Raw genomic sequence first — 25,921 nt, forward strand, 5'->3', positions numbered from 1 at the left:
TCATTTGAAAATGAATTTTGAAGGCTTTTTCATGTATACGCTTTAGTTTTTAATTATTCTGCGATTTCTAATGCAACTTCCATCATTTGTGTAAATGAATTTTGGCGTTCTTCTGCAGTAGTGGCTTCATCTCTTAATAGGTGGTCACTAACAGTGAAAATACCAAGTGCTTTTTTACCTGCTTTAATGGCATTTAAATATAAGCCAGCTGATTCCATTTCGACACCTAAAATACCCATGTCAATCCATTTTTGATTGAAGTTTTCATTCGCATTATAGAATGTATCAGAAGATAAAATGTTACCTACATGTGTCGTAGCACCAATTTTATCTGCCGCTTCTTTCGCTTTAACAATTAAATCAAAGTCAGCAAGTGGGGCAAAGTTACCAGGGAACTGGAACTGATCTACATAATTAGAATTTGTTGAAGCCCCTTGACCGATAATAATGTCATATAGGTTGACGTGTTCTTGCATTGCGCCACATGAACCAATACGAATAATTGTATCAACATCAAAGAAATTGTAGAGTTCATAAGAATAAATACCAATACTTGGAATACCCATACCAGAACCCATAACCGATACTTCTTTACCTTTATAAGTTCCTGTGTAACCAAACATGTTACGTACGTCGTTAAATTGCTCAACATTTTCTAAGAAATTTTCAGCTATAAATTTCGCACGTAGTGGATCACCTGGCATTAAAACAGTTTTGGCTATTTTTTTACCATTAGGTTGAATATGTGGTGTGCCTTTAGTCATTGAAAGCAACTCCTTTTATTTTTATTAATTTTATCCTATTAAACATAACAGATTGTAGCCTAAATGTCGATGATTGCAATGTTTGTCAGACCCGTGACAGTCCATGTTTTCTTCTTTGATTTAGCATGTCTTTAATTTATAGAATGGAATATATCGTGTATAATAAATATGGAATATATCATAATAAAGAGAAGAGGGATTTACCATGAGAATGGTGGATATGATTTCTAAAAAACGTGATGGACATGCCTTAACGTCTGAGGAAATTAAGTTTATTATTGACGGTTACACAAAAGGGGAAATTCCGGATTATCAAATGTCGAGTTTAGCTATGGCAATTTATTTCCAAGATATGACAGATGAAGAGCGCGCCGCATTAACGATGGCAATGGTAGAATCAGGAGATCAAATTGATTTATCTGATATTGAAGGTGTTAAAGTTGATAAACATTCTACAGGTGGTGTCGGTGATACAACGACACTTGTATTGGCACCACTTGTTGCTGCTTTAGACATTCCTGTAGCGAAGATGAGTGGTCGTGGGTTAGGTCATACTGGTGGTACAATTGACAAATTAGAAGCTGTTGAGGGTTTCCACGTTGAAATATCTGAAGCTGAATTTATCAAACTTGTAAATGAAGCTAAAATTGCTGTTATTGGCCAAACAGGTAATTTAACACCAGCGGATAAAAAGATTTATGCATTGCGTGATGTAACTGGAACTGTCAACTCTATTCCGTTAATAGCGTCATCCATAATGAGTAAAAAAATTGCTGCGGGTGCAGATGCGATTGTACTTGATGTTAAAACAGGTAACGGTGCGTTTATGCAAACGGTAGAAGATGCCGAAGCGCTCGCCCATGCAATGGTTAAAATTGGAAATCAAGTAGGTCGTCAAACGATGGCGATTATTTCAGATATGAACCAACCATTAGGTTTGGGCATTGGGAATGCTCTAGAACTTAAAGAAGCCATTGATACACTTAAAGGAGAAGGTCCTGAAGATTTAACAGAACTCGTACTTACATTAGGTGCACAAATGGTCGTGTTAGCTAAAAAAGCTGAAACTTTAGAAGAAGCGCGCGTAAAATTACAAGAAGTGATTGATAACGGTGCTGCGATTGAAAAATTCAAAACGTTCTTAAGTAATCAGGGTGGAGATGCCTCTGTTGTAGATGATCCATCAAAATTGCCAACAGCGCAATATACGTTTGAATTACCAGCGAAAACGGCAGGTGTTGTTTCTGAAATGGTAGCAAATGAAATTGGTATAGCATCAATGATGTTAGGTGCAGGGCGTCAAACTAAAGAAGATGACATTGATTTAGCTGTCGGACTGGTACTTCATAAAAAAATTGGTGATAAAGTTGAAAAGGGAGAATCTTTACTCACAATTCATGCTAATCAAGAAGATGTTGAAGCGGTGAAACAAAAATTATATGACAATATTACAATTTCTGATTCTGCAGAAACGCCAAAATTGATTTATAAAGTAATTACGGAGTAGTGATTGATTATGAAGCGATTTCAACGCGTTGTATTTGGCATTTTATTTGTGTTCATTGGGATTTTACACTTTGCGCGTGAAACGACATTTCGCAAAATTGTGCCCCATTATTTACCATTCCGTAAAGCGGCGGTCCTCATTACTGGTGTGTGCGAAATCGTTTTTGGAATTGGTTTATTTATACGTCGTCCGAGTTATGTATTTAAACATATTATGATTGCTTTTTTATGGGCTGTACTACCCGCTAATATTTATATGGCTCGACACATCGACAAAATAGAAGGCCTCGAATTGCCAAAATCGTTATTATATCTTCGTATCCCGTTACAGTTTCAGTTAATGAAATGGATACGTCATTTATAATTAATTGGATGAAACTCAAGCATTTCACATTTGATTGTTTCAACACTTTGCTTTTCTAGGTGTCTTACTTCATAATGGATGTTTGGTTTCATATTGATGCCTCAGCAGTATCGGTTAAGTAAGCAATCAAAGTAATGTTATCATGCTCTTACTTTTGCTCTTATAGATTAAATTAAGAAACATAAATGAATAACAGGCAACGAAGTTCTCATGTATGCATGAATTTTGTTGCCTGTTTTGTTATACAGGATTGTGATGTTTCAACCCTTATTTATATGATTTAATGAATTTTCGCTAAGGGAGATGCTTGTATATTCTCCATGCACCGCACCTTAATCATTAAATAGGCTTTAAAAGAAAGTGACAAGTGAAATCAATATAAGATTATTTACCTTCTCCAAATACATCATGCCATTGATGACGCTTATCTAAAAATGCTTGCGCAATAGTTTTTGCTCCTTCAAGAGAATGGCTAGCTGCCCAACCACATTGTACTTCATTACACGCTGGGACCTCATTAGCATTTAAAACGTCATGAATCGTGTTTTCAATAATATTTAATACATCATCGTAATCTTTATGGTTAATAAATGACACATAAAAACCTGTTTGGCATCCCATTGGACTTAAATCTACGACTTTGTCTGAATGATTACGAATATTTTCAGCCATTAAATGTTCGAGACTGTGTAAACCTGGCATGTCCATATGTTCTTTATTTGGCTGTTTGAAACGAATATCATACTTGTAAATGTCATCTCCATTTTCCCCTTGCATTTTACCTGCAAGGCGTACATATGGTGCAACTACTTTTGTGTGATCTAAATTAAAACTTTCTACGTTCATTTTTGGCATATTGACATCCTCCTTTATTATTTTCATTTTAACATAACTTTCATTGTATCAAAGGGGGATGCCTTTTCATTGAATGAAGGAATGAGACCGAACCTATTTATAAAGGGGGATGACGATGAGAATGATGCCTTAATTGGGTATGTGACATAACAGTGAGAAATTGTGTAAATAATAAAAATAGCATGACAAATCAGTCGATTTCCGATAAAATGAGTACTAATTAAATAACAATTTATCAAGAGTGGTGGAGGGAATTGGCCCTACGAAGCCCTGCAACCTCATCGAGTAACGATAAAGGTGCTAAATCCAACAATAGCATTTGACTATTGATAGATAAATGACATACAAATGGTTATCAACGTTTGATGTGCGTCTATTAATAGACTTACATCACGTATGATAACTTTTTGTTTTTGAAGGGAGAAATTACTTTGGTATCAGTAAGACAGCGCATTTTAGATTATATAGACAATCATCGCTTACATTATTTAGATATGAGCCACCAAATACATGATCGACCAGAATTAGGGAATGAGGAATTATTTGCGTCGCGTCTTTTAATAGACCAATTATCATCGCACGGTTTTAATATTGAAAAGGATATTGCAGGCCACTCAACAGGTTTTATCGCATCTTATGAGGCAAAAGAGCCAGGACCAACGATAGGGTTTTTAGCAGAGTATGATGCCTTACCGGGATTAGGACATGCGTGTGGACATAATATTATAGGGACCGCTAGTGTACTTGCAGGTATCGCGCTCAAACAAGTGATTGATGAACTTGGAGGCAGTGTCATTGTTTTTGGGTGTCCGGCTGAAGAAGGTGGCGAAAACGGTAGCGCAAAAGCATCCTACGTCAAAGAGGGGATTTTTGATGATGTGGATATTGCGCTGATGATTCATCCAGGAAATGACACGTATCCGACGATTCATACGCTTGCTGTAGATGTATTAGATATCCAGTTCTATGGCAAGAGTGCACATGCATCTGAAAATGCAGAAGATGCTAAGAATGCTTTAGATGCAATGCTCAGCTTTTTTAATGGTATAGCACAATTAAGACAACACATTCATAAATCAGAACGTGTCCATGGCGTCATTTTAGACGGTGGTAAAGCGGCGAATATCATTCCTGATTATACACATGCACGTTTTTATACACGTGCAACGACGAGGAAATCTCTCGACATATTAACAGAACGCGTGCATCAAATTGCAAAAGGCGCAGCCATTCAAACAGGTTGTAATTATGAGTTTGGACCAATTCAAAATGGGGTAAACGAATTTATCAAATCACCACAACTTGATGCTTTATTTGAACGTTATGCAACAGAATTAGGGGAAGAAGTCAGTCATGATGATTTTGGTTATGGTTCGACAGATACAGGTAATGTGAGCCATGTAGTGCCTACGATTCATCCACATATTAAAATAGGCCCGCGTAGCTTAGTTGGTCATACACATCGATTTAGAGAAGCAGCAGCAAGCCCTATGGGAGATAAGGCGTTAATTAAAGGTGCGAAAATTATTGCATTAATGGGAGCAAGTATACTTCAAGATTATGATTTGTTAGCCACAATTCAAAAGGAACATCAATTATTAAGGGAGAAATTATAAATGACTGACCATCTACGTTTAAAATTGGGAGACTTATACGCTGATGATATCGTATATACATCACGTCCATCTTATATTTCTAATCCATGGTTAGAACCAGACGAGCATCAATCGAATTTTTTAACAGGACGAGAATTATTGATTGCTGATATGCCAGTCATTGTACATGAGGCCAGTGTTACTGATAAATTACAAATTTTGTTTAATTATGTGAATCAAACGATACCGAACAATATTTATACATTCAAAGATAAAGAAAGTTATGAACAGTTATTAAAACAACTTACTGAACAAGATCAAAAGCGCATTTATACACAGTATGTGCATGGTGAAGATTTAATACACCGTACACGCTATGCGATGAATAAGCAGATGTTTGTTGATTTAAATACTAAGTCAAGGATTCCTGAATGGACAGAAGGTAAATATCTACCTAAAAGAGAGGTGGTAGATATTGAGATGCTTCATCATGCTTTAGAACATTGGACACTACCTCTTGTTTTAAAACCTGGAGATGATTTACCTACTGCAGGTGGGTATGGCGTGATGATATGTTATAATCAATCAGATTTAGATGAAGCAGTAGCACGTATTGACAATGCGAAAGAAGCCACACAAACTATCATTATTGAACAATGTGTGGAAGCTAAAGAAAATTACTGTGTGCAATATGCCGTACACCCTGATAAAGGTATTGTTTACCTAGGGGCAGCCAAACAGTTAACGAATGCTTATGGATTTTATAATGGTAATACTAATGCTATACATGTACCTCAAGCAGTCATTGATGCAGGATTTGAAATTATGAAAATTGGTGTAGATAAAGGATTTATAGGTGTTGCGGGGTTTGATTTACTTGTTGATAAAGAAGAGGACATTTATGCGATCGATTTGAATTTTAGACAAAATGGTTCAACAAGTATGTTATTACTCGATCATTTATTAACTGGCAAACATCATAAATTTTATAGCTATGTGTCTAAAGCCGACAGACAAACGTTTTTTCAAGCGATTGAAAAATATGTCCGACAAGGCGTCCTTTATCCATTATCTTATTATGATGGTGATTATTATAAAACGCGTAATGTCAGTTCACGATTTGCAGGCATTTGGCATGCGAACAGTCTTGAACAAATCGAGGCACTTGAGCAAGCCTTTCTTATAGAAGCAGGTTTAAAATAATCAATAGTAGCGTGTTTTTGTAACGAACTAAAATTGTTAGCGTATATGTTATCTGATATGAAAATACGCGATGGTTTCTATTTTTGTCACATTGACGAAATGTAGACAGTAGTTTATATTCAACGTAAAGAGCTCATTTAGAGAGGGAGAAAAAGATGTCGTATAAAAATGAACGTTTTTACAAAGATATTCTGACAAATGAGCAATTTTTTATCGCAGTAAAAGATAAAAAAATTGTGAAGCATTTGCATAATGGGAAACAATTATTTTGCTTTTGGACGAGGGAAAGTTTGGCAAAAGCATATCTCGAAAATCTAAATGTTGAATTTGATAAAATTAAGGCGATGGATATCGATCGTTTTACAACTTATGAACTTGACGATATGTTTGATGAAGAGGATGAAGCGGTTGTGAATGTGACGATTGATGCAGAAGGTCATGAAATTAAAATTTTATCGGCTTTTAATGATATTATGACTGATATTGATCGCTTACGCATTCGAGAATTTGTTGAAGATGTTTCTAAAACCGACACTGTATATGGTCTTACACGTAAAGGTACTAAGCAATTTATGGTCGTAAGTGATGAAAATGATAATTTTGAACAATCTCATTTCATGCCTGTTTGGAGTTTAAGCCAGCGAGCGAAGCGTGTTGCTGAAGAAGACTTCGAAACACTTGAACTTATTGACGTTGAAGGTGAAGTGTTTTCAGAATGGTTAGACGAATTGCGTGATGACAATCGTTACGTTGCAATAGACTTAAAACCAGGCGTCGTTGGTACCATTGTAAGTGCACAAAAATTAGCGAATGAATTAACATTTTAATAAAGTGAGATAACATATCTAAAAGTTTAGCCTTCAAAATTCATTTTTATTGAATTTTGAAGGCTATTAATATACGTTTCATTATAAATATAATGTACCGAGTGCGCCTGAAAATGCGCCATTATTTAAATAGTGAGGTGTAAAACCACGTAATATCGTATAATCCGTGACTACTTTTTGGAGTAATGGATTATTATGGAAAGATGAACCAATATAAACAACATCATGCGCTCCATGCTCTCTCGCGACATGAATGGATACGGTGGTAACACTTTCACCTACAACACCAATTAGTGAAGCTAATTTATCAGCAGGCGTAAATGTTTTGTCTAAATTTAATAAAACATGTCCAAAATTCGCCGCAGTCAGTTCACCAGAAATAGGTGGGGTATCATTTTTATAAATATGTTTCACTTTCAAATCTATGATGTCGCGATTTCCTTTTTGTGCTAGGTCTGTGAGTTGTGTGTAATCTTTGATTTCAGTTAATAAGTAACCTAATCCGCGTATCATACCGCCACCGGTACCAATACCACCTACACGTTGTTGACCTTGTGCATCGGCTAAATGAATAGATGTCCCTGTTCCAACATTAGTAAAAATATAGCGTTCTAATGCAATACCTTGTTCTTTTAAAAGAAGCTCAACACCTTTATCAGCAGCATCGAATTCAATAAATTGTTTAGCATCACAATGGAGTAAATCATTGAGTGCTTTCGCATTGCCACCTGTTATACAAATATTGGAACATGTTTGTTCATTTAACCAATTTGCTACGTTTTCTATATCCGTAGTGAGACGTGTTTCGTACGTACGCTGACCACCATTTTCAACTACAATTTTAATTAGCGTACCACCTGCGTCAATTCCGATTCGCATCGCTTGTTCACCTCAAAATTATTGTTTATCACCACTATATACTATATGATAATCACAAAAATACAAGTTTTAATTATAATTTTTAAAATGTCTAGGGGGATTCGTTTATGAAGTTAAGTCCATATATTTTAGTTGAAAATGTAAATGACGCTTTACATTTTTATCATGACACGTTTGGTGGGGAAAAGATCATTTTAAATGAACATCAAGGTAAAGTGTTACACGCGGAATTAAAAATTCAAGAAGATGTCGTTATCCATTTATCAGACACGTATGGTAAACCCGTGCAAAATGACGGCAATCAAATTTTACTCACGTTCGATCACCCAGGTACGCAACAACGTATTTTCGACGCTTTAAGTGTACAGGGGAACCCACACATGCCGTTAAATAAAACCTTCTTTAATGCTATTCATGGGCAAGTTAAAGATCGATATGGTGTGAACTGGTTGATGAATTGTTTTGTTCAAGAATAAACATTATTTATTCTTGAAATTGAAAAAAGCCTTCAAAATTCATTTCTAATGAACTTTGAAGGCCATTTTTTATCCAACATATCATTTTTCAAGTTACAATTGATAAATGATTTACATTTCGTTATCTCTTTCTCGTTCTTCAATTGTTCGAGAAAAGTCTTTCTCGTCATCTATATGTGTCATTTGGAAATGTTTCGTGTGTTCACGTCTTAAGGCGTTCATAAGTGCAAAAATCATAAGTAATAAAATTATGGAAAATGGGAGCCCAGTAACCACTGATGCTGTTTGTAAACTTGTTAAACCACCTGCGACAGTTAATGCTACAGAAATAGCACCAATAAGTATGCCCCAAACCATTTTATGTTTACGTTTAGGATTTTCAACGCCACCCGTTGCCATTCCAGAGACAATATGTGTCGTTGAATCTGCGCTCGTAACAATAAACGTAAAGATAAGGATAATGGCTAAGGCACTCGTGACTTCATATAAAGGAAATTTGCTTAACAACTCAAACAAAGCTACCGTATAATCCTTATCAACGACATTTTCGATGCCATCTTTTTTATGAAGCGCATAATTAATTGCAGTGCCTCCAAATCCAGCAATCCATGTGAATGAAATCATTGGTGGAATGATTAACACACCTACGACAAATTCACGTATGGTTCTACCTCTAGATACGCGTGCAACAAAACCACCAATAAATGGTGACCATGAAATGACCCAAGCCCAATAGAAAACCGTCCACTTTTGAATCCATGAATTATCACCAGTGTATGGATCCATACGTAAACTATATTGTACGAAGTGAGAAATATAGTCGCCTATAGAAACAGTGAAAGTTTCAACGATAAAGCGTAAATCTCCGACGATAAAAATGAATACGAGTAATATTGCACCGATAATAATGTTTAAATTACTCAACCATTTTACACCACGATTCAATCCTGACAACGCTGACCCTAAAAAGATGCAGGTCATAATTAAAGTAATAATGATTAATGTCACATTCGTATTTGGCACATGGAACACATGATTTAAGCCCCCGGCAATTTGTAAAATACCGAGACCTATTGAAGTTGCGATACCCATGACAGTAGCAATAATTGCTAAAATATCAATAATGTTTCGATATGGGCGTTTGTATGTTTCACCAAAAACGGGTTCCATAGCAGTAGAGATTAGGCCGTCACGTTGCTTTCTAAATTGAAAATAGGCAACAATTAAGCCGCTCATCGCAAAAATAGACCATTGTGAAATACCCCAGTGGAAAAAAGTGTATCCCATAGCCAAACGAGCCGATTCAGCTGTTTGTCCTTTAGTGCTGGAAAATGGAGAATGTAGATAATGGGTAAGTGGTTCAGCTACACCCCAGAATACGATACCAACACCTAAGCCCGCTGAAAACAGCATGCCAATCCATGATATAAATGAAAATTCAGGTTCTTCATCATCATGACCGAGTTTAAATCGACCATAACGAGAGAGGGCGAGAAAAATTAAAAACAAGTCTAAAACAAAGACGATAATTAAAAAGAGCCAGCCAAAATTTAAAGCAATTGCATTATATGTATTTTGTGCATAAAATCCAAAGCCTTTTGGAAATAAGGCAGCTAGTAAAGTAAATAATAAGATAATAGAAAAAGAGACGATATAGACGAAATTTCGATTTTTTTTCTTTTTTGTTAGCGAAGGTTTAGGTTTTTTCATAATATCCCCTTTCGAGTTTGAAAAATCAGAAAATAGTGTATAGTTATACATGCGAAAATCATAATTAATAAAGGAATGAATTTTCATAATGATAAAAAGTAAACGCTTTGATGATATTACTATACATTTGTATGAAGAGCAATACCGTGATGCACTTTATAAATTTAAACTCAATGAACGTCAACGCATCTATTCTTCCTTACCCGAAGAAGTACTGGATGATGCACTGAATGATCCTAATCGAAAGGCAAACGTTGTCTTGAACAACGATGGGGATGTTGTTGGTTTTTTTGTCCTACATCAACATTATCAACATGAAGGTTATGATACCCCTGAAGAAGTTGTTTATATTCGTTCGTTATCTATTAATGAACAGTTTCAAGGTCATGGCTATGGTACTAAAATCATGATGAATCTTCCAGAATATGTTCAAAGTATTTTTCCTGATTTCGGACATTTATACCTTGTCGTTGATGCAGAAAACGAAGCAGCATGGAATGTCTATGAGCGTGCAGGTTTTATGCACACGGCAACAAAAGAGGAGGGACCGATTGGAAAGGAACGACTTTATTATTTAGATTTAAGTTCTAAATATGTATCCTCATTAAAATTAAGTCGTAGTGACCAATCTGATTTAGGGCCAGTAGACATTATTGATTTAAATCTTAATCAAGAAAAAGTAGGCTTTTTAGCTATTGAACAATTTCAATCTCGATTGATTATTAGAGCTGTCCTCGTAGAAGATGAGCATCGTGAATCAGGTATTGCTCAAAACGCATTACGACAATTGTCTACGTATGTACGCCAAAAATATGACAATATTGATGTCATTGAAGTGATGTTATTTGGTGCAAGTAACAAACTCAAACCATTGTTTCAAAAAAGTAATTTTGTAGAAGCAATCGTCACTGAAAATTATACAATGTTTGAAAAATATATTAACTACTAAATAAATTGGTTGCATTTTAAAAAAACCTATTGCTAAACATTGCGTTATATTCAAGACTCATTTATAATCAATGTTTGTTATAGTATGTTATATAAGAAGACGAGATGTCTTTAAAATGTAGGAGTAACGTGAATCTTTGAAAGGAAGATGTACCAATGAAATTACAAGATTACACACAAGAAATGGTTGATGAAAAAGCGTTTATTGATATGGCATATACGCTTTTAACTGAAAAAAATGAAACAATGAATCTTTATGATATTATTGATGAATTTAAGCAAATTGGTCATTATGAAGACGATCAAATTGAAAATCGCGTCGTTCAATTTTATACAGACTTAAACACTGATGGTCGATTTTTAAGTGTCGGTGACAACGTTTGGGGATTACGCGATTGGTATTCCGTTGATGATATAGAAGAAAAGATTGCACCAACGATTCAAAAGTTTGAAATTCTTGATGAAGATGATGAAGAAGATAAGAACTTGAAATTGCTTGGTGAAGATGACAATGACGGTGATGACAATATCCCTAGTGTGACAGATGACCAAGAAGAACTTAACGACCCTGAAGATGAGCGTGTAGAAGATGAAATCGAAGAATCTGATTTAGTCGTTGAAGACGATGAAGAAGATTTAGATGATGCATACGATGATGAAGAAGATCTTTTAGAAGAAGAAGAGTAATTCATTTTAAAAATATGTTCGTTAATGAAACGGCCATTGTTCCACTTTATTCGTATCAATGGATAATGTAAATTTAACATAAAGTTTATTGACTTTTTATGACAACATGATAGAATTTTATTCGGGCTCCTTTAAATAGGACAATGAAAAAACGCATACGTCTATAGAGATAAATACGTACGTAATTACGTAATGATATAAATGACGTTCATTCGTTCCCCCCTTACATGAAATGATTGTGAGAGGGGACTTTTTTATTTTATAAATCAATGTAATAACATGTTTACTGTTTGAAATGGATTTACCCCTTAGTAAATGCATCTGATATGAAATGAGGAGGAAATACACATGACAAAATTTATTTTTGTGACTGGTGGCGTTGTATCATCATTAGGTAAAGGAATCACTGCCGCTTCACTTGGGCGTCTTTTGAAAGATCGTGGATTATCTGTAACGATTCAAAAATTTGATCCATATTTAAATGTAGATCCAGGGACAATGAGTCCGTATCAACATGGAGAAGTTTTTGTAACTGATGATGGTGCAGAAACGGATTTAGATCTAGGTCATTATGAGCGTTTTATCGATATTAATTTAAACAAGTATTCAAACGTGACAGCAGGAAAAGTGTATTCACATGTTTTAAAGAAAGAGCGTCGTGGAGATTATCTTGGTGGAACTGTTCAAGTCATTCCACACATTACAAATGAAATTAAATCTAGATTACTTCTAGCAGGCGAAAGTACGAATGCTGACGTTGTCATCACCGAAATTGGTGGAACTACGGGTGACATCGAATCTTTACCGTTTATTGAAGCAATCCGTCAAATTCGAAGTGATTTAGGTCGTGAAAATGTAATGTACGTACATTGTACGTTACTACCTTATATTAAAGCTGCTGGTGAAATGAAAACGAAACCAACACAACATAGTGTTAAAGAGCTACGTGGTTTAGGTATTCAACCAGATTTAATTGTCGTACGTAGTGAATATGAAATGAGTCAAGAATTAAAAGATAAAATTGCCTTATTCTGTGATATTGATAAGAAAAGTGTCATTGAATGCCGTGATGCGGAATCATTATATGAAATTCCTTTACAATTAAGCCGTCAAGATATGGATGACATTGTAATTAATCGTTTAGGATTAAAAGCGCAATACGAAACACAATTAGATGAATGGAATCATTTAATCAATGTTGTGAATAATTTAGAAGGTAAAGTCACGATTGCATTGGTTGGTAAATACGTGGCACTACAAGACGCTTATTTATCAGTTGCAGAAGCTTTAAAACATGCAGGATACCCATTTATGAAAGATATCGAGATTAGATGGATCGATTCAAGTGAAGTGACAGATGAAAATGCTGAAAGTTACTTCCACGATGTTGATGGTATTTTAGTGCCAGGTGGGTTTGGTTTCCGTGCGAGTGAAGGTAAAATTTCTGCAATTAAATACGCGCGTGAACATCACATCCCATTCTTTGGTATTTGTTTAGGCATGCAATTAGCAACTGTTGAATATGCACGTCACGTTGTAGGCTTAACGGATGCGCATTCAGCTGAATTAGATCCTAATACTCCATATCCTGTGATTGACTTATTACCTGAACAAAAAGATATAGAAGATTTAGGTGGAACGTTACGTTTAGGTTTATATCCATGTACAATTAAAGAGGGAACACTAGCTGAACGTATTTATGGAGAAAAGGAGATTCAAGAACGCCATCGTCATCGTTATGAATTTAATAATGAATACCGTGAAAAATTAGAAGCAGCGGGTATGATTTTCTCGGGAACAAGCCCAGATGGTCGCCTAGTAGAAATGGTTGAAATAGAGAACCACCCATTTTTCTTAGCGTGTCAATTCCACCCAGAATTTTTATCACGTCCAAATCGTCCGCAACCGATTTTTAAATCATTTATCGAAGCTGCGATTCAATATCAATCAAAATAATATGTCGACACAATACGTATGCTATTTTGACTAATACTTTGTGTAGAAAACGATAATAAAAACACTTTCGTTAAAATTCCTCTTAATGTGAATGGAACGAAAGTGTTTTATTCTTTTATCGCTAACTTATACGACTCATCTTGAGCTTCTTTAATAAAGTTAGCTTTTGCTTATAGGGTGGTTATAAATTATAAATCTAAGTCACGTATCATCTCGATCATTTGAATGTAGATTTCATAATAGACAAAGTTAATCGCAATGTTGTGCGGCGTCACCACTTTATCATAATCTTCTGTCATAACAATGGCACGTGGCGTTGATAGATTAATAAAATGTATCAAATGTTCAGGTATGTCATATGACTTAGAAGGGTTTGTTACCAATACGACTTCATGTTGGTATTCCAGTAAGTGTTCTAAATCATTTATGAGTGCATCAGTGACATAAGGGCTAAATAAAAAAACTCGGTCGGTAGTGTCTAAGTCTGAAAACGATGGTACGTCATCTAACGCTATACTTGATGCTAACTTTTCTTCGCTTGATAATACATAATGCTCAAACCATTTGAGATCATCATAACCTTTAACGTACACATGACCTTCACCACCTATAGCTTGAATGAGACATTGCGCGGCCATTTGAATGTCTAACTCCTGTTCATTCAATCGATTAAAAATGCCTGTTAATTGTGTAGCTAACATTTTTGACATTTAAACGCCTCCATTTTCTTAAATCATTGGGTTTAATTTTAATTAAGAATTTAAAGAATATCAACAAAATATTTTAGGTTTTAAATGGTGGCGCTTTCATTGACGAAATGGTGAAATAATCCCGTTTTATCACGATTATTTATGCATTTTGTGCACAATTTTGCTATAATATGAATATAAATTTATGTGCGTTACGCACTCAAGGAGGAACTTTCATGCCTTTAGTTTCAATGAAAGAAATGTTAATCGACGCAAAAGAAAATGGTTATGCGGTAGGTCAATACAACCTCAATAACTTAGAATTCACACAAGCAATCTTACAAGCTTCTCAAGAAGAGAATGCACCTGTAATTTTAGGTGTATCAGAAGGTGCCGCACGCTATATGGGTGGTTTTTATACTGTAGTTAAAATGGTAGAAGGGTTAATGCATGACTACAATATTACAATTCCTGTAGCGATTCACTTAGACCATGGTTCAAGTTTCGATAAATGTAAAGAGGCGATTGATGCTGGATTCACATCTGTAATGATCGATGCATCACACGAACCATACGAAGATAACGTTAAAGTGACTTCAAAAGTTGTTGAATACGCACATGCTCGTGGCGTATCAGTAGAAGCTGAATTAGGTACAGTTGGTGGTCAAGAAGATGACGTTGTAGCTGACGGCGTAATCTATGCTGACCCAATCGAATGTCAAAATTTAGTAAAAGATACAGGTATTGATACGTTGGCGCCTGCACTTGGTTCTGTTCATGGTCCTTACAAAGGTTTACCAAACTTAGGATTTAAAGAAATGGAAGAAATTGGTGCATCAACAGGCCTTCCACTTGTATTACATGGTGGAACTGGTATTCCTACAGATGATATCAAAAAAGCAATTTCATTCGGTACTGCAAAAATCAACGTTAATACTGAAAATCAAATTGCTTCAGCGAAACGTGTGCGTGAAGTTTTAGATGCGGATAAAGAAGTTTACGATCCACGTAAATATTTAGGACCAGCTCGTGAAGCAATCAAAGAAACTGTAATTGGTAAAATTAGAGAATTTGGTACTTCTAACAAAGCTGATAACATTAAAGGTTAATGATTAAATAGATATAAATTAAAAAAGCTGAGACGCATAAGGTGTCTCAGCTTTTTTATAGGGTATAAAGGTAAAAATGGTCTTTTTTATAATGTTGCTAAATCGTATGTATATCACTATTTTTTAAAGTTGCTACTTTTTCAATAAACGTATGTAATCATTTGTCATCCAGTGGTAAAATTAGAATTAATACCAATATTTTTAAGACGAATTAAAGTGTTTACAACGATGAGACCTATTTTGCATTTTGAAAAATTTTACATTATAATGCCTATATTATGATATTTTATGGAGAAATTGAGCAATGGAAAAGGAGTTCAATCACATGGCGCAAGAAGTTATTAAAATTAAAGGTGGCCAAACGCTTAAAGGGAAGGTAGAAATAAGCGGTGCTAAAAATAGCTCTGTGGCAATCATTCCTGCTACGATATTAGCTGAAGAACCTGTCACATTAGATGGTTTGCCTAAAATTTCAGATGTGGAAACATTAGTGAGTTTACTTGAGGATCTTAACATTAAAGCAGAGTTGGATGATACTACGTTACATGTAGATCCTACTGAAATACAAAACGCTGCTCTACCTAATAATAAAGTAGAGTCTTTACGTGCATCATATTATATGATGGGTGCATTACTTGGCCGCTTCAAAAAATGTGTTATTGGGCTTCCTGGGGGATGTCCATTAGGGCCTAGACCGATTGATCAACATATTAAAGGCTTTAAAGCTCTAGGTGCTAAAATTGATGAATCAAGTGCGACCTCAATGAAAATCGAAGCAGATCGTCTTGTTGGTGCTAATATTTATTTAGACATCGTCAGTGTAGGTGCGACGATAAATATCATGCTTGCAGCCTCTCGTGCTGAAGGTCAAACAATCATTGAAAATGCTGCCAAAGAACCAGAAGTTGTTGATGTTGCAAACTTTTTAAATAGTATGGGAGCAAGAGTCACAGGGGCAGGGACGAGTTCAATTAAAATTGTAGGTGTACCGCATTTACATGGAAGTCGTCATAGCATAATCCCTGACCGCATTGAAGCTGGAACGTATATGTGTATTGCTGCAGCGAGTGGTGAACAGGTTGTCATTGATAACATTATTCCAAAACACGTGGAACCACTCACAGTAAAGTTAAAAGAACTAGGGGTTAACATTGATGTCGGCGATGACTTCATGGTAGTACAACGTGCGCACCCATATCATAGTGTTGATATTAAAACATTAGTTTACCCAGGGTTTGCCACAGATTTACAACAGCCCATTACGCCATTACTTTTCTTAGCTGAAGGGCCAAGCTTCGTAAAAGAAACCATTTATCCTGAACGCTTTAAACACGTGCCAGAATTGCAAAAAATGAATGGAGCGATTGACGCTGACCTTGGTACAGCAACTATTAAACCGTCACACCTTACAGGGGCAGAAGTCTATGCCAGTGATTTACGTGCAGGCGCTTGTTTAATTGTTGCAGGATTAATTGCAGAAGGCGAAACGACAATTTATAATGTCAAACATATTTATAGAGGGTATACAGATATCGTCAATACATTAAAAAAACTTGGTGCTGATATTTGGACAGAATCCGTTGATGCTTAATCTATAAAATATTGGACTTGCAAGTAATGTTAAGAGGTGAGAGCCATGGAAGTTTGTCCATATTTACAAGAAACATTTAAAATTTTAGGGCGCAGTTGGAATGGACTTATTTTACATTATTTATCCACTTGTCCGGAACATAAAGCACACTTTTCTCAATTGAAAAAAGATTTACAACCCATCACGAATCGTGCGTTATCGATAAAACTTACAGAACTAGCAGATCGTGGATTGATTACAAAGCATGTTATTTCAGAAACCCCTCCATCAGTGTGTTATCATTTGACGCAAAAAGGGATTGATTTAGCGCAAGCATTAAAACCTTTAGAAGACTGGGCGCATCATCATGTGACATTAGAAGATCAAGGTTAAGCTTACTTGTTTCATTTATAAATGTTTAACAGCCAAATAGGACGAGCACTTGCTTGTCTATTTGGCTTTTTATGTTTAAGCAAAATTCATGCAAGAGAAGTACGCAAGGCGTATAGTTTAACTAAGTCCTTTTTTGGAAATACTTGATATAGGACGAAACGTTCGGAAAAGGAGTGTCATAGTATGAGAAACCAAACGAAACAATATATAAACGGTGAATGGGTAGACAGTCACAGTGGTGAGACGATTGATGTGATAAATCCTGCAACTGAAGAAGTTTTTGGCCGTATTGCCAAAGGGGATGAAACAGATGTCAAACAAGCGGTACAAGCTGCGCATGATGTATATATAGAGTTTAGACAGACACCAGTAAAAGAACGTCAAGCATTATTAGGGCGTATTGTAGATGAATATAAAAAACGTAAAGACGATTTAATTGAAGCAATGACACTTGAATTAGGTGCACCGGTGACAAAATCTGAAAAGGTACATTACCAAATGGGATTGAATCATTTTCAAGCTGCATATGATGCTTTAGATGATTTTCAATTTGAAGAACAACGTGGCGATCATTTAGTGGTTAAAGAAGCGATTGGTGTTGCTGGTTTAATTACACCATGGAATTTCCCGACAAACCAAACGTCATTAAAATTAGCTGCCGCCTTTGCTGCTGGTGCACCAGTTGTTTTAAAACCTTCTGAAGAAACACCTTTTGCTGCTATTATTTTAGCTGAAATTTTCGAAGCTGCAGGTGTACCTAAAGGTGTCTTCAATCTCGTCAATGGAGATGGTGAAGGTGTAGGTAATCCGTTGAGCGAACACCCTGATGTGCGCATGATGTCCTTTACAGGTTCTGGCGGCACAGGCTCAAAAATTATGGAAAAGGCTAGTAAAGACTTCAAAAAAGTGTCATTAGAATTAGGTGGTAAATCACCATATATCATTTTAGATGATGCTGATGTTGATGGTGCTGCACAGGCCGCTGTTAATAAAGTGGTTAATAATACAGGACAAGTGTGTACGGCTGGTACACGAACGCTTATCCCTGAATCCATGAAAGCAGATTTCTTAGAAAAAGCTAAAATGCACATGGCGAATGTTAAGGTTGGAGATCCCCAAAATAAAGACACGGATATGGGACCAATTATTAACAAAAAACAATATGATCAAGTTCAAGATTATATCCAAAAAGGTATAGATGAAGGGGCACAACTTTACTTCGGCGGCACAGGTCATCCTGATGGCTTAGACCAAGGTTATTTTGCGAAACCCACAATTTTCTCTGACGTAGATAATAAGATGACCATTGCTCAGGAAGAAATTTTTGGACCAGTTATGTCGGTCATCACGTACACAGATATTGATGATGCTATTCGCATTGCCAATGATACAAAGTATGGCTTGGCAGGTTACGTATACGGTCAAGATAAAGATACATTGAAAAAAGTAGCGCGCGCGATTGAAGCGGGTACAGTTGAGATTAATGAAGCTGGTCGCACACCAGACTTACCATTTGGAGGTTACAAACAATCTGGTATTGGACGTGAATGGGGCGACTATGGTATTGAAGAATTTTTAGAAGTAAAATCCATTGCAGGTTATTTTAAATAATTGAACACAACCACGTGTTAAATAACGCTTATTGTTAAAAAAGCGATATTTAATCACGTGGTTCATTTATGTTTCAATTTATATCATGTTTTGTATTTACCTTTAAAATTTGCTATAGTATTGATGTTATCGTATCAAAAATGCGATTAAAGAATTTATTATGAAATGAGTGTTAAATATGGCGACTAGGGAAAGAACCTCACCTCAATATGAGTCTTTTCATGAATTGTACAAAAACTACACGACTAAAGCTTTGACCGAAAAAGCCAAATCTTTAAAACTATCGAACTATAGTAAGTTAAACAAAAAAGAACTTGTTCTTGCCATAATGGAAGCACAAATGGAAAAAGACGGTAACTATTATATGGAAGGCATTCTAGACGATATTCAACCAGATGGTTACGGTTTTCTACGTACAGTTAATTATTCTAAAGGTGAAAAAGATATATATATTTCTGCATCACAAATCAGACGATTTGAAATCAAATTAGGTGATAAAGTTACTGGTAAAGTCAGACAACCTAAAGAAAACGAGAAGTATTACGGCTTGCTACAAGTTGATTTTGTAAATGACCATAATGCAGAAGAAGTCAAAAAACGACCACATTTCCAAGCGTTAACACCTCTTTATCCTGAAGAACGTATCAAATTAGAAACAGACCCCGACAAATACTCCACACGTGTTATGGATTTAGTAACACCAATCGGATTAGGACAACGTGGTTTAATCGTTGCACCACCTAAAGCAGGTAAAACCTCTTTATTAAAAGAAATCGCAAATGCTATTGTAAAAAACAAACCTAATGCTAAATTATTTATTTTACTTGTGGGTGAAAGACCTGAGGAAGTTACTGATATTGAGCGTTCAGTTGAAGAAGCTGAAGTTGTACATTCCACATTTGATGAACATCCGAAACATCATGTTAAAGTTGCAGAGTTATTACTTGAAAGAGCAAAACGTCTCGTTGAAATCGGTGAAGATGTAATTGTGCTTATGGATTCAATCACGCGATTAGCACGTGCGTATAATTTAGTGGTACCCCCAAGCGGTCGTACATTATCAGGCGGTTTAGACCCTGCTTCATTACATGGACCTAAAACGTTTTTCGGTGCTGCACGTAATATTGAAGCTGGTGGGAGCCTTACAATATTAGCTACAGCACTCGTTGATACTGGCTCTCGTATGGATGATATGATTTATGAGGAGTTCAAAGGGACAGGGAATATGGAATTACATTTAGATCGTCGTTTGTCTGAACGTAGAATCTTCCCAGCTATTGATATTTCTAGAAGTTCAACGCGTAAAGAAGAACTACTGATTCCTAAAAATGAACTCGAAAGTTTATGGCAATTACGCAACATGTTCTCCAATTCGCCAGACTTTGCAGAACGTTTTATCCGACGATTAAAGAAAACTAAAACTAATGCAGACTTTTTTGAAGAGTTGAAAAAAAGTGCAGTTGAAAGTACTAAAACAGGGAAACCTATTATTTAATTTAAAGAAATGTTTTCGTGGGGTTGCTTTTTAAAAAGGCAACCTTTATAATGTACAAGTATTGGGTAAAACTCACAAATAACTCTGTTCCAGATGGTTCAGGGCAAAGGAGCTGAAAATAATGAAACAAGGCATTCATCCAGAATACCGTAAAGTAATCTTCTTAGATACAACTACTAACTTTAAGTTTTTAAGTGGTTCTACGAAGTATTCAAGCGAAACAATGGAATGGGAAGATGGTAACGAGTATCCAGTTATCCGTTTAGATATTTCTTCTGACTCTCACCCATTCTACACAGGACGTCAAAAATTTGCTGCTGCAGATGGTCGTGTGGAACGTTTCAACAAGAAATTCGGTCTCAAATCAAACAACTAATCTTCGTTATAACGAGTTATTGGAAAACAGTAAAGAAAACAATCTTTATATGCTTTCTTTCTATTTTAAGCATCCTCATTTAAGAGGATGCTTTTTTTAATGAAATCATCAAAAACGTTATTAAAATATGATATAATGAAGCGATTATGTTTTGGAAAAGGTGGCATAAAAAATGTACGAAGCGTATCATTCAGGATGGATTGAATGCATCACAGGAAGTATGTTTAGCGGTAAATCTGAAGAACTTATTCGCCGTTTACGACGTGGTGTTTATGCGAAACAAAAGGTAATAGTTTTCAAACCAACGATTGATGACCGTTATCATAAAGAAAAAATCGTTTCACATAATGGTAATGCGATAGAAGCGATTAACATCACTGAAGCAAGCGAGATTTGGCAACATGATTTAACAGGGGTTGATATCATAGGTATTGATGAAATTCAATTTTTTGATCGTACTGTTGTAGATATTGCTCAAACACTTGCACAAAAAGGATATCGTGTCATTACAGCAGGTCTAGACATGGATTTTAAAGGAGAGCCATTTCATCCCGTTCCAGAGATGTTAGCCGTAAGTGAACATATTACAAAACTTCAAGCTGTATGTGCAGTTTGTGGCGCTTCTTCAAGTCGTACACAAAGACTCATCAATGGAAAACCAGCGAAAGTTGATGATCCAATCATATTAGTGGGTGCTAATGAAAGTTATGAACCACGTTGTCGTGCGCATCATGTAATTCTACCGAGCGAGTCAAAAGAGGAGGAAAATGAGTAATGTTTGATCAATTAGATATTGTTGAAGAAAGATATGAACAACTAAATGAGTTGCTAAGTGATCCAGAGGTTGTAAGTGATTCTGATAAATTAAGAAAATATTCTAAAGAGCAATCTGAACTTCAAAAAACCGTAGAAGTCTACCGTAATTATAAGCAAGTTAAAGAAGAATTAAATGATATTGAAATCATGTTAAATGAAACGTCAGATGCGGATGAAATAGAAATGTTAAAAGAAGAAGCGACAACGCTTAAACCACAAATTCCGCAGTTTGAAGATGAACTGAAATTATTACTAATTCCGAAAGACCCTAATGATGACAAAGATGTTATTGTAGAGGTTAGAGCTGCAGCAGGTGGTGACGAAGCAGCAATTTTTGCTGGAGACCTGTTTAGAATGTATACAAAATATGCGGAAGCCAATCGCTTTAAAACTGAAATAGTCGAAGCAACTGAAAGTGACCACGGTGGATATAAAGAAATTAGTTTTTCTGTTTCGGGTGAAGGTGCATACAGTAAATTAAAATTTGAAAATGGTGCACATCGTGTGCAACGTGTTCCTGAAACTGAATCTGGTGGACGTATTCATACATCAACGGCAACTGTAGCAGTATTGCCTGAGGTTGAAGATGTTGAGATTGAAATTCGTAATGAAGACTTGAAGATAGATACGTACCGTTCAAGTGGTGCTGGGGGTCAGCACGTGAATACAACAGATTCAGCTGTTCGTATTACTCACTTGCCAACAGGTGTGATTGCTACATCATCAGAAAAATCTCAAATTCAAAACCGTGAAAAAGCGATGAAAGTGTTAAAAGCACGTTTGTATGATATGAAAGTTCAAGAAGAACAGCAAAAATATGCTGCACAACGTAAGTCGGCTGTAGGTACAGGTGACCGTTCGGAACGCATTAGAACGTATAATTATCCTCAAAGTCGTGTTACCGATCATCGAATTGGCTTAACGTTACAAAAGTTAGACCAAATTATGGAAGGTAAACTCGATGAAGTCATTGATGCTTTAACAATGCATGAACAAACTGAAAAATTAAAAGAGCTTAATAACGGTGAAATTTAATACATGGGTTCGAGATGCGCGCAACCAATTAGTGGCACATGAATATGAAGCTGCACAAGTAGATTGGCTCGTTATGGATATGATGGATTGGTCGCGTACAGATTATGTGATGCATCAACATGACGATATGACTGACCGAGTGCATCAGATATTAAAGCAAGGTTTGTTGCGACTTTTAAAAGGAGAACCGGTTCAATATATTGTTGAGAAAGCATCCTTTTTTAATCGAGATTTCAAAGTAACACAAGATGTGCTCATACCGCGACCTGAAACTGAAGAGGTTGTCATGAAGCTAATGGAAATGATGTCAAGTGGGCAAGTTGCAGACATCGGTACGGGTAGTGGTATCATTGCAATCACATTAAAAAAAGAAATGCCTCAGTTGAATGTTTGGGCTACGGATATTTCTGAAAATGCATTAGATATAGCGAAGTATAATGCAGAAAAAAATCAAGCTGACATTCAATTTGTTTTAGGTGATACATTGGTACCTTTAATTGAAAAAGGACTATTATTAGATGGATTAATCTCTAATCCACCTTATATATGTCGATCAGAACAAGATGTCATGAGTGAAAGTACACTGAACTTTGAACCCCATATCGCACTATTTGCAGAAGATAATGGTTTAGGTATATACCGCATGATTTTAAAACAACTCCCATGCGTAATGAAAGATGGCGCACCAATTGTATTTGAAATAGGGTACCAACAAGGACCAGCAATTAAAAAATTAGTAACATCGATGTACCCACATCTTAAAATCGATGTCATTGCTGATATAAACGGTCATGATCGTATAATCAGTTTTAGATGGCGTGTTTCAAAATAAATGTATAAAAAGTTATGTATTTGATAAGAGTGCATAACTTTTTATTATGGAGTAAAATAAAAGTAAGAAAGAGGTGTTTTTACGTGTTAGACACTAAAATATGGGACGTTCGAGAGTATACGTATAATCTTAATGCGTATCCACAATTCGATGAGATTATTCGTATGTATCGTGAAGGGCAACGGATAGTTTTACCGACAGAAACCGTTTATGGTCTTGGAGGTAATGCCTTAAATGAAGAAACGGTGAAGGGTATTTATGAAGCGAAAGGCCGTCCCTCAGACAACCCACTCATTATTCATATTTACGATACTGAACAATTAGATGATTTCGTGACATCGATATCCGAAACAACATTAAAATTAATGGAAGCATTTTGGCCTGGACCGATAACATTTATATTACCACTCAAAAAAGGATTTTTATGTGAACGTGTTACAGGTGGTTTGAATTCTGTAGCGGTGAGAATGCCTAGCCATCCCGTAGCAAGGTATATTTTAAAGAAAGCCAATATACCTATTGCTGCACCAAGTGCCAACATTAGTGGGAGACCTTCTCCGACAACGTTTGAACATGCGTATGAGGATTTAAATGGTAGAGTTGAAGGGATTATTCAGTCAACATCTAGCGATGCAGGTTTGGAAAGTACGGTGATTGATTGTACATCTTTTCCTTACCGCATCGCGCGTCCAGGTACGATTACACGCCAAATGTTAAACGAAATATTACCTAATTCTATCGATGATACAGTGATTGATATGACTGAGAAACCGATAGCACCTGGTATGAAATATAAGCACTATGCTCCAGATACGCCCCTTAAATTAATTGAGCATATAGGAAATGATATTCCTCTAGACGCCTATAATAAATGGGATGAAGTGGCATTTATTGTGCCAGAGAGCTTATCACAATATATTCCGAAAGACGCGAAAGTGATTATATTGAGTCAAGATGAGTTTGATATTAAGACAGCAAATCGAAATTTATATGCAGCGCTGCACAAATTAGATGAACTTAAAGAAGTCTCAAATGCATATATATATGGCTATCCCGTGAATGAAGAAACAGAAGCGTTGCGCAATAGAATGATGAAAGCTGTTAACCATCAAGTGGTAAAGGATGAATTTCTATGAGAATCATATTTGTGTGTACTGGTAACACTTGTAGAAGTCCGATGGCAGAAAGTATTGCCTCAAAGTTGTTACCGCAATATCACATCGAATCTCGTGGTTTAATGGCAGTAGAAGGGCAACCAGTAGCATCACATACACGTACAGTTTTACTTACTCAAAACTATCCAATGCCGTCAAATGCCCAGCAATTCCAACGTGAAGATTTGCAAGCGGATTTAATTTTAACGATGACACAAGAACATCAAAGACATATCGAACAATTATACGGCCCACAACAACATGTTTACACATTAAAAGCATATATCAATCAAACTGCGGATATTGCAGATCCCTTTGGAGGTCCGCTTGAAATGTATCAAATGCTTTTTGAGCAACTTGAAAGGGATATTTTTAAACTTAAAGAACAATTTGATTGAAAATCAGTTATATAATCAGTATAAGTTCATTCGAAAATACGTTATAATATATGGCATATAGCACGTTTCTATGTTCTTTGGATAATTCGTTTTGTGTTCATACATAAGTCCTAGGAGGTTTTGTTCATGAAAGGTTTGAAACAGTTATTAGAAGAACTCAAGTCTCAATCATTTTTTGTTGACGGAGAAATCTGTGTTATTGGTTGTTCAACTTCAGAGGTATTAGGTGACAAAATAGGTACTACAGGATCCATAGACATCGCTAAAGATATATATGAAGCACTCGTCGATATTTCAGAAGAAACGGGTGTTTCATTTGCATATCAAGGGTGTGAACACATTAACCGTGCACTTACGATAGAACGTAAAAACTTTGATCCGTATACTATGGAAGAAGTAAGCGTAGTGCCTGATGTGCATGCAGGGGGTTCACTTGCTACATATGCCTACCGTCACATGAATGAACCAATGGTTGTTGAATATATCACAGCAAACAAAGGGATTGATATTGGCCAAACTTTAATCGGCATGCATCTCAAACATGTTGCGGTACCTGTGCGTACTTCAATTAGTCAAATAGGTGAGGCGATTGTAACTGTGGCAACGACACGACCGAAGAAAATTGGTAGTGAACGTGCGAAATATCAACTTTAATAGGGAAAGAGGGAAAACG

General features: G+C 35.9%; 26 protein-coding genes and 1 riboswitch. Of the genes, 21 read left to right on the plus strand and 5 right to left on the minus strand.

The window, feature by feature from the left end; all coding sequences use genetic code 11:
• Positions 1 to 53: 53 nt before the first annotated feature.
• Complete coding sequence (deoD, locus tag G8Y85_RS09725; protein ID WP_037568062.1) at positions 54 to 764, minus strand: purine-nucleoside phosphorylase; 711 nt, start codon at positions 762 to 764, stop codon at positions 54 to 56.
• 205 nt (positions 765 to 969) lie between these two features.
• On the opposite strand from deoD, the gene G8Y85_RS09730 reads away from it, so the two are divergent.
• Entirely contained in the window at positions 970 to 2,271 is a 1,302-nt protein-coding gene (locus tag G8Y85_RS09730) for a pyrimidine-nucleoside phosphorylase (protein ID WP_165805767.1), read from the plus strand.
• Positions 2,272 to 2,280: 9 nt separating this feature from the next.
• Complete coding sequence (locus G8Y85_RS09735; RefSeq protein WP_107371341.1) at positions 2,281 to 2,634, plus strand: DoxX family protein; 354 nt, start codon at positions 2,281 to 2,283, stop codon at positions 2,632 to 2,634.
• A 384-nt stretch (positions 2,635 to 3,018) separates the two neighbouring features.
• Here G8Y85_RS09735 and G8Y85_RS09740 read toward each other — a convergent pair whose 3' ends face one another.
• Positions 3,019 to 3,489, minus strand: coding sequence for an S-ribosylhomocysteine lyase (locus tag G8Y85_RS09740; RefSeq protein ID WP_060551558.1), 471 nt, complete (start codon positions 3,487 to 3,489; stop codon positions 3,019 to 3,021).
• A 229-nt stretch (positions 3,490 to 3,718) separates the two neighbouring features.
• Positions 3,719 to 3,829, plus strand: a riboswitch (SAM riboswitch).
• Positions 3,830 to 3,920: 91 nt separating this feature from the next.
• On the opposite strand from G8Y85_RS09740, the gene G8Y85_RS09745 reads away from it, so the two are divergent.
• From G8Y85_RS09745 to G8Y85_RS09755, 3 genes are all read left to right on the plus strand, one after another.
• Entirely contained in the window at positions 3,921 to 5,105 is a 1,185-nt protein-coding gene (locus G8Y85_RS09745; RefSeq protein WP_172616716.1) for a M20 family metallopeptidase, read from the plus strand.
• Positions 5,106 to 6,287, plus strand: coding sequence for an L-aspartate--L-methionine ligase LdmS (ldmS, locus tag G8Y85_RS09750; RefSeq protein WP_103345575.1), 1,182 nt, complete (start codon positions 5,106 to 5,108; stop codon positions 6,285 to 6,287). It begins immediately after the preceding gene.
• 155 nt (positions 6,288 to 6,442) lie between these two features.
• Complete coding sequence (locus G8Y85_RS09755; RefSeq protein ID WP_085622904.1) at positions 6,443 to 7,114, plus strand: DUF2750 domain-containing protein; 672 nt, start codon at positions 6,443 to 6,445, stop codon at positions 7,112 to 7,114.
• 81 nt (positions 7,115 to 7,195) lie between these two features.
• Here the strand turns inward: G8Y85_RS09755 and coaW are convergent, their stop codons facing one another.
• Entirely contained in the window at positions 7,196 to 7,993 is a 798-nt protein-coding gene (gene coaW / locus G8Y85_RS09760; RefSeq protein ID WP_037567442.1) for a type II pantothenate kinase, read from the minus strand.
• Between the two features lie 107 nt (positions 7,994 to 8,100).
• On the opposite strand from coaW, the gene G8Y85_RS09765 reads away from it, so the two are divergent.
• Positions 8,101 to 8,469 carry a VOC family protein gene (locus tag G8Y85_RS09765; RefSeq protein ID WP_060551555.1) on the plus strand — a complete coding sequence of 123 codons (369 nt, stop codon included), beginning with the start codon at positions 8,101 to 8,103 and terminating at the stop codon, positions 8,467 to 8,469.
• A 111-nt stretch (positions 8,470 to 8,580) separates the two neighbouring features.
• Here the strand turns inward: G8Y85_RS09765 and G8Y85_RS09770 are convergent, their stop codons facing one another.
• Positions 8,581 to 10,179, minus strand: a complete 1,599-nt coding sequence (locus G8Y85_RS09770; RefSeq protein ID WP_060551554.1) for a BCCT family transporter — start codon at positions 10,177 to 10,179, stop codon at positions 8,581 to 8,583.
• Positions 10,180 to 10,267: 88 nt separating this feature from the next.
• Here G8Y85_RS09770 and G8Y85_RS09775 point away from each other — a divergent pair, with 88 nt between their 5' ends.
• The 3 genes from G8Y85_RS09775 (at position 10,268) to G8Y85_RS09785 (ending at position 13,770) form a co-directional block, all read left to right on the plus strand.
• Positions 10,268 to 11,128, plus strand: a complete 861-nt coding sequence (locus G8Y85_RS09775; RefSeq protein ID WP_165805768.1) for a GNAT family N-acetyltransferase — start codon at positions 10,268 to 10,270, stop codon at positions 11,126 to 11,128.
• 155 nt (positions 11,129 to 11,283) lie between these two features.
• Entirely contained in the window at positions 11,284 to 11,814 is a 531-nt protein-coding gene (rpoE, locus tag G8Y85_RS09780) for a DNA-directed RNA polymerase subunit delta (RefSeq protein ID WP_060551552.1), read from the plus strand.
• Positions 11,815 to 12,162: 348 nt separating this feature from the next.
• Positions 12,163 to 13,770, plus strand: a complete 1,608-nt coding sequence (locus G8Y85_RS09785) for a CTP synthase (RefSeq protein WP_060551551.1) — start codon at positions 12,163 to 12,165, stop codon at positions 13,768 to 13,770.
• Positions 13,771 to 13,958: 188 nt separating this feature from the next.
• Here G8Y85_RS09785 and G8Y85_RS09790 read toward each other — a convergent pair whose 3' ends face one another.
• Positions 13,959 to 14,480 carry a DUF2529 family protein gene (locus G8Y85_RS09790; RefSeq protein WP_103345573.1) on the minus strand — a complete coding sequence of 174 codons (522 nt, stop codon included), beginning with the start codon at positions 14,478 to 14,480 and terminating at the stop codon, positions 13,959 to 13,961.
• A gap of 215 nt (positions 14,481 to 14,695) precedes the next feature.
• Between G8Y85_RS09790 and fdaB the strand changes: the two genes are divergently transcribed.
• From fdaB to G8Y85_RS09850, 12 genes are all read left to right on the plus strand, one after another.
• Entirely contained in the window at positions 14,696 to 15,568 is an 873-nt protein-coding gene (fdaB, locus tag G8Y85_RS09795; protein ID WP_037567452.1) for a class IIb fructose-bisphosphate aldolase FdaB, read from the plus strand.
• Positions 15,569 to 15,893: 325 nt separating this feature from the next.
• Positions 15,894 to 17,159 carry a UDP-N-acetylglucosamine 1-carboxyvinyltransferase gene (locus G8Y85_RS09800; RefSeq protein ID WP_060551549.1) on the plus strand — a complete coding sequence of 422 codons (1,266 nt, stop codon included), beginning with the start codon at positions 15,894 to 15,896 and terminating at the stop codon, positions 17,157 to 17,159.
• 45 nt (positions 17,160 to 17,204) lie between these two features.
• A complete protein-coding gene (locus G8Y85_RS09805; RefSeq protein WP_037567454.1) occupies positions 17,205 to 17,531 on the plus strand; it encodes a winged helix-turn-helix transcriptional regulator in 327 nt (108 codons plus the stop codon).
• 183 nt (positions 17,532 to 17,714) lie between these two features.
• The gene (locus G8Y85_RS09810; protein ID WP_165805769.1) at positions 17,715 to 19,142 is read left to right on the plus strand and encodes an aldehyde dehydrogenase family protein; all 1,428 of its coding nucleotides are present in this window, start codon (positions 17,715 to 17,717) and stop codon (positions 19,140 to 19,142) included.
• A 178-nt stretch (positions 19,143 to 19,320) separates the two neighbouring features.
• Positions 19,321 to 20,637 carry a transcription termination factor Rho gene (gene rho, locus G8Y85_RS09815; RefSeq protein ID WP_037567457.1) on the plus strand — a complete coding sequence of 439 codons (1,317 nt, stop codon included), beginning with the start codon at positions 19,321 to 19,323 and terminating at the stop codon, positions 20,635 to 20,637.
• A gap of 121 nt (positions 20,638 to 20,758) precedes the next feature.
• On the plus strand, positions 20,759 to 21,013 hold the full coding sequence (locus G8Y85_RS09820; RefSeq protein ID WP_037567459.1) for a type B 50S ribosomal protein L31: 255 nt from the start codon (positions 20,759 to 20,761) through the stop codon (positions 21,011 to 21,013).
• Positions 21,014 to 21,185: 172 nt separating this feature from the next.
• Positions 21,186 to 21,788, plus strand: coding sequence for a thymidine kinase (locus G8Y85_RS09825; RefSeq protein WP_165805770.1), 603 nt, complete (start codon positions 21,186 to 21,188; stop codon positions 21,786 to 21,788).
• Positions 21,788 to 22,864 (plus strand): peptide chain release factor 1, encoded by a 1,077-nt coding sequence (prfA, locus tag G8Y85_RS09830; protein WP_105989154.1) that lies wholly within the window; start codon positions 21,788 to 21,790, stop codon positions 22,862 to 22,864. The genes G8Y85_RS09825 and prfA overlap by 1 nt, the downstream gene beginning before the upstream one ends.
• Positions 22,854 to 23,696 carry a peptide chain release factor N(5)-glutamine methyltransferase gene (prmC, locus tag G8Y85_RS09835; protein ID WP_165805771.1) on the plus strand — a complete coding sequence of 281 codons (843 nt, stop codon included), beginning with the start codon at positions 22,854 to 22,856 and terminating at the stop codon, positions 23,694 to 23,696. The genes prfA and prmC overlap by 11 nt, the downstream gene beginning before the upstream one ends.
• Before the next feature lie 83 nt (positions 23,697 to 23,779).
• Positions 23,780 to 24,832, plus strand: coding sequence for an L-threonylcarbamoyladenylate synthase (locus G8Y85_RS09840; RefSeq protein WP_342448011.1), 1,053 nt, complete (start codon positions 23,780 to 23,782; stop codon positions 24,830 to 24,832).
• Positions 24,829 to 25,248 carry a low molecular weight protein arginine phosphatase gene (locus G8Y85_RS09845; protein ID WP_060551545.1) on the plus strand — a complete coding sequence of 140 codons (420 nt, stop codon included), beginning with the start codon at positions 24,829 to 24,831 and terminating at the stop codon, positions 25,246 to 25,248. The genes G8Y85_RS09840 and G8Y85_RS09845 overlap by 4 nt, the downstream gene beginning before the upstream one ends.
• 126 nt (positions 25,249 to 25,374) lie before the next feature.
• A complete protein-coding gene (locus G8Y85_RS09850) occupies positions 25,375 to 25,902 on the plus strand; it encodes a TIGR01440 family protein (RefSeq protein ID WP_165805773.1) in 528 nt (175 codons plus the stop codon).
• The last annotated feature ends 19 nt before the right edge of the window (positions 25,903 to 25,921 follow it).

It is taken from the genome of Staphylococcus sp. 11007852, from assembly GCF_011394325.1.
Taxonomy (GTDB): Bacteria; Bacillota; Bacilli; order Staphylococcales; family Staphylococcaceae; genus Staphylococcus; species Staphylococcus agnetis.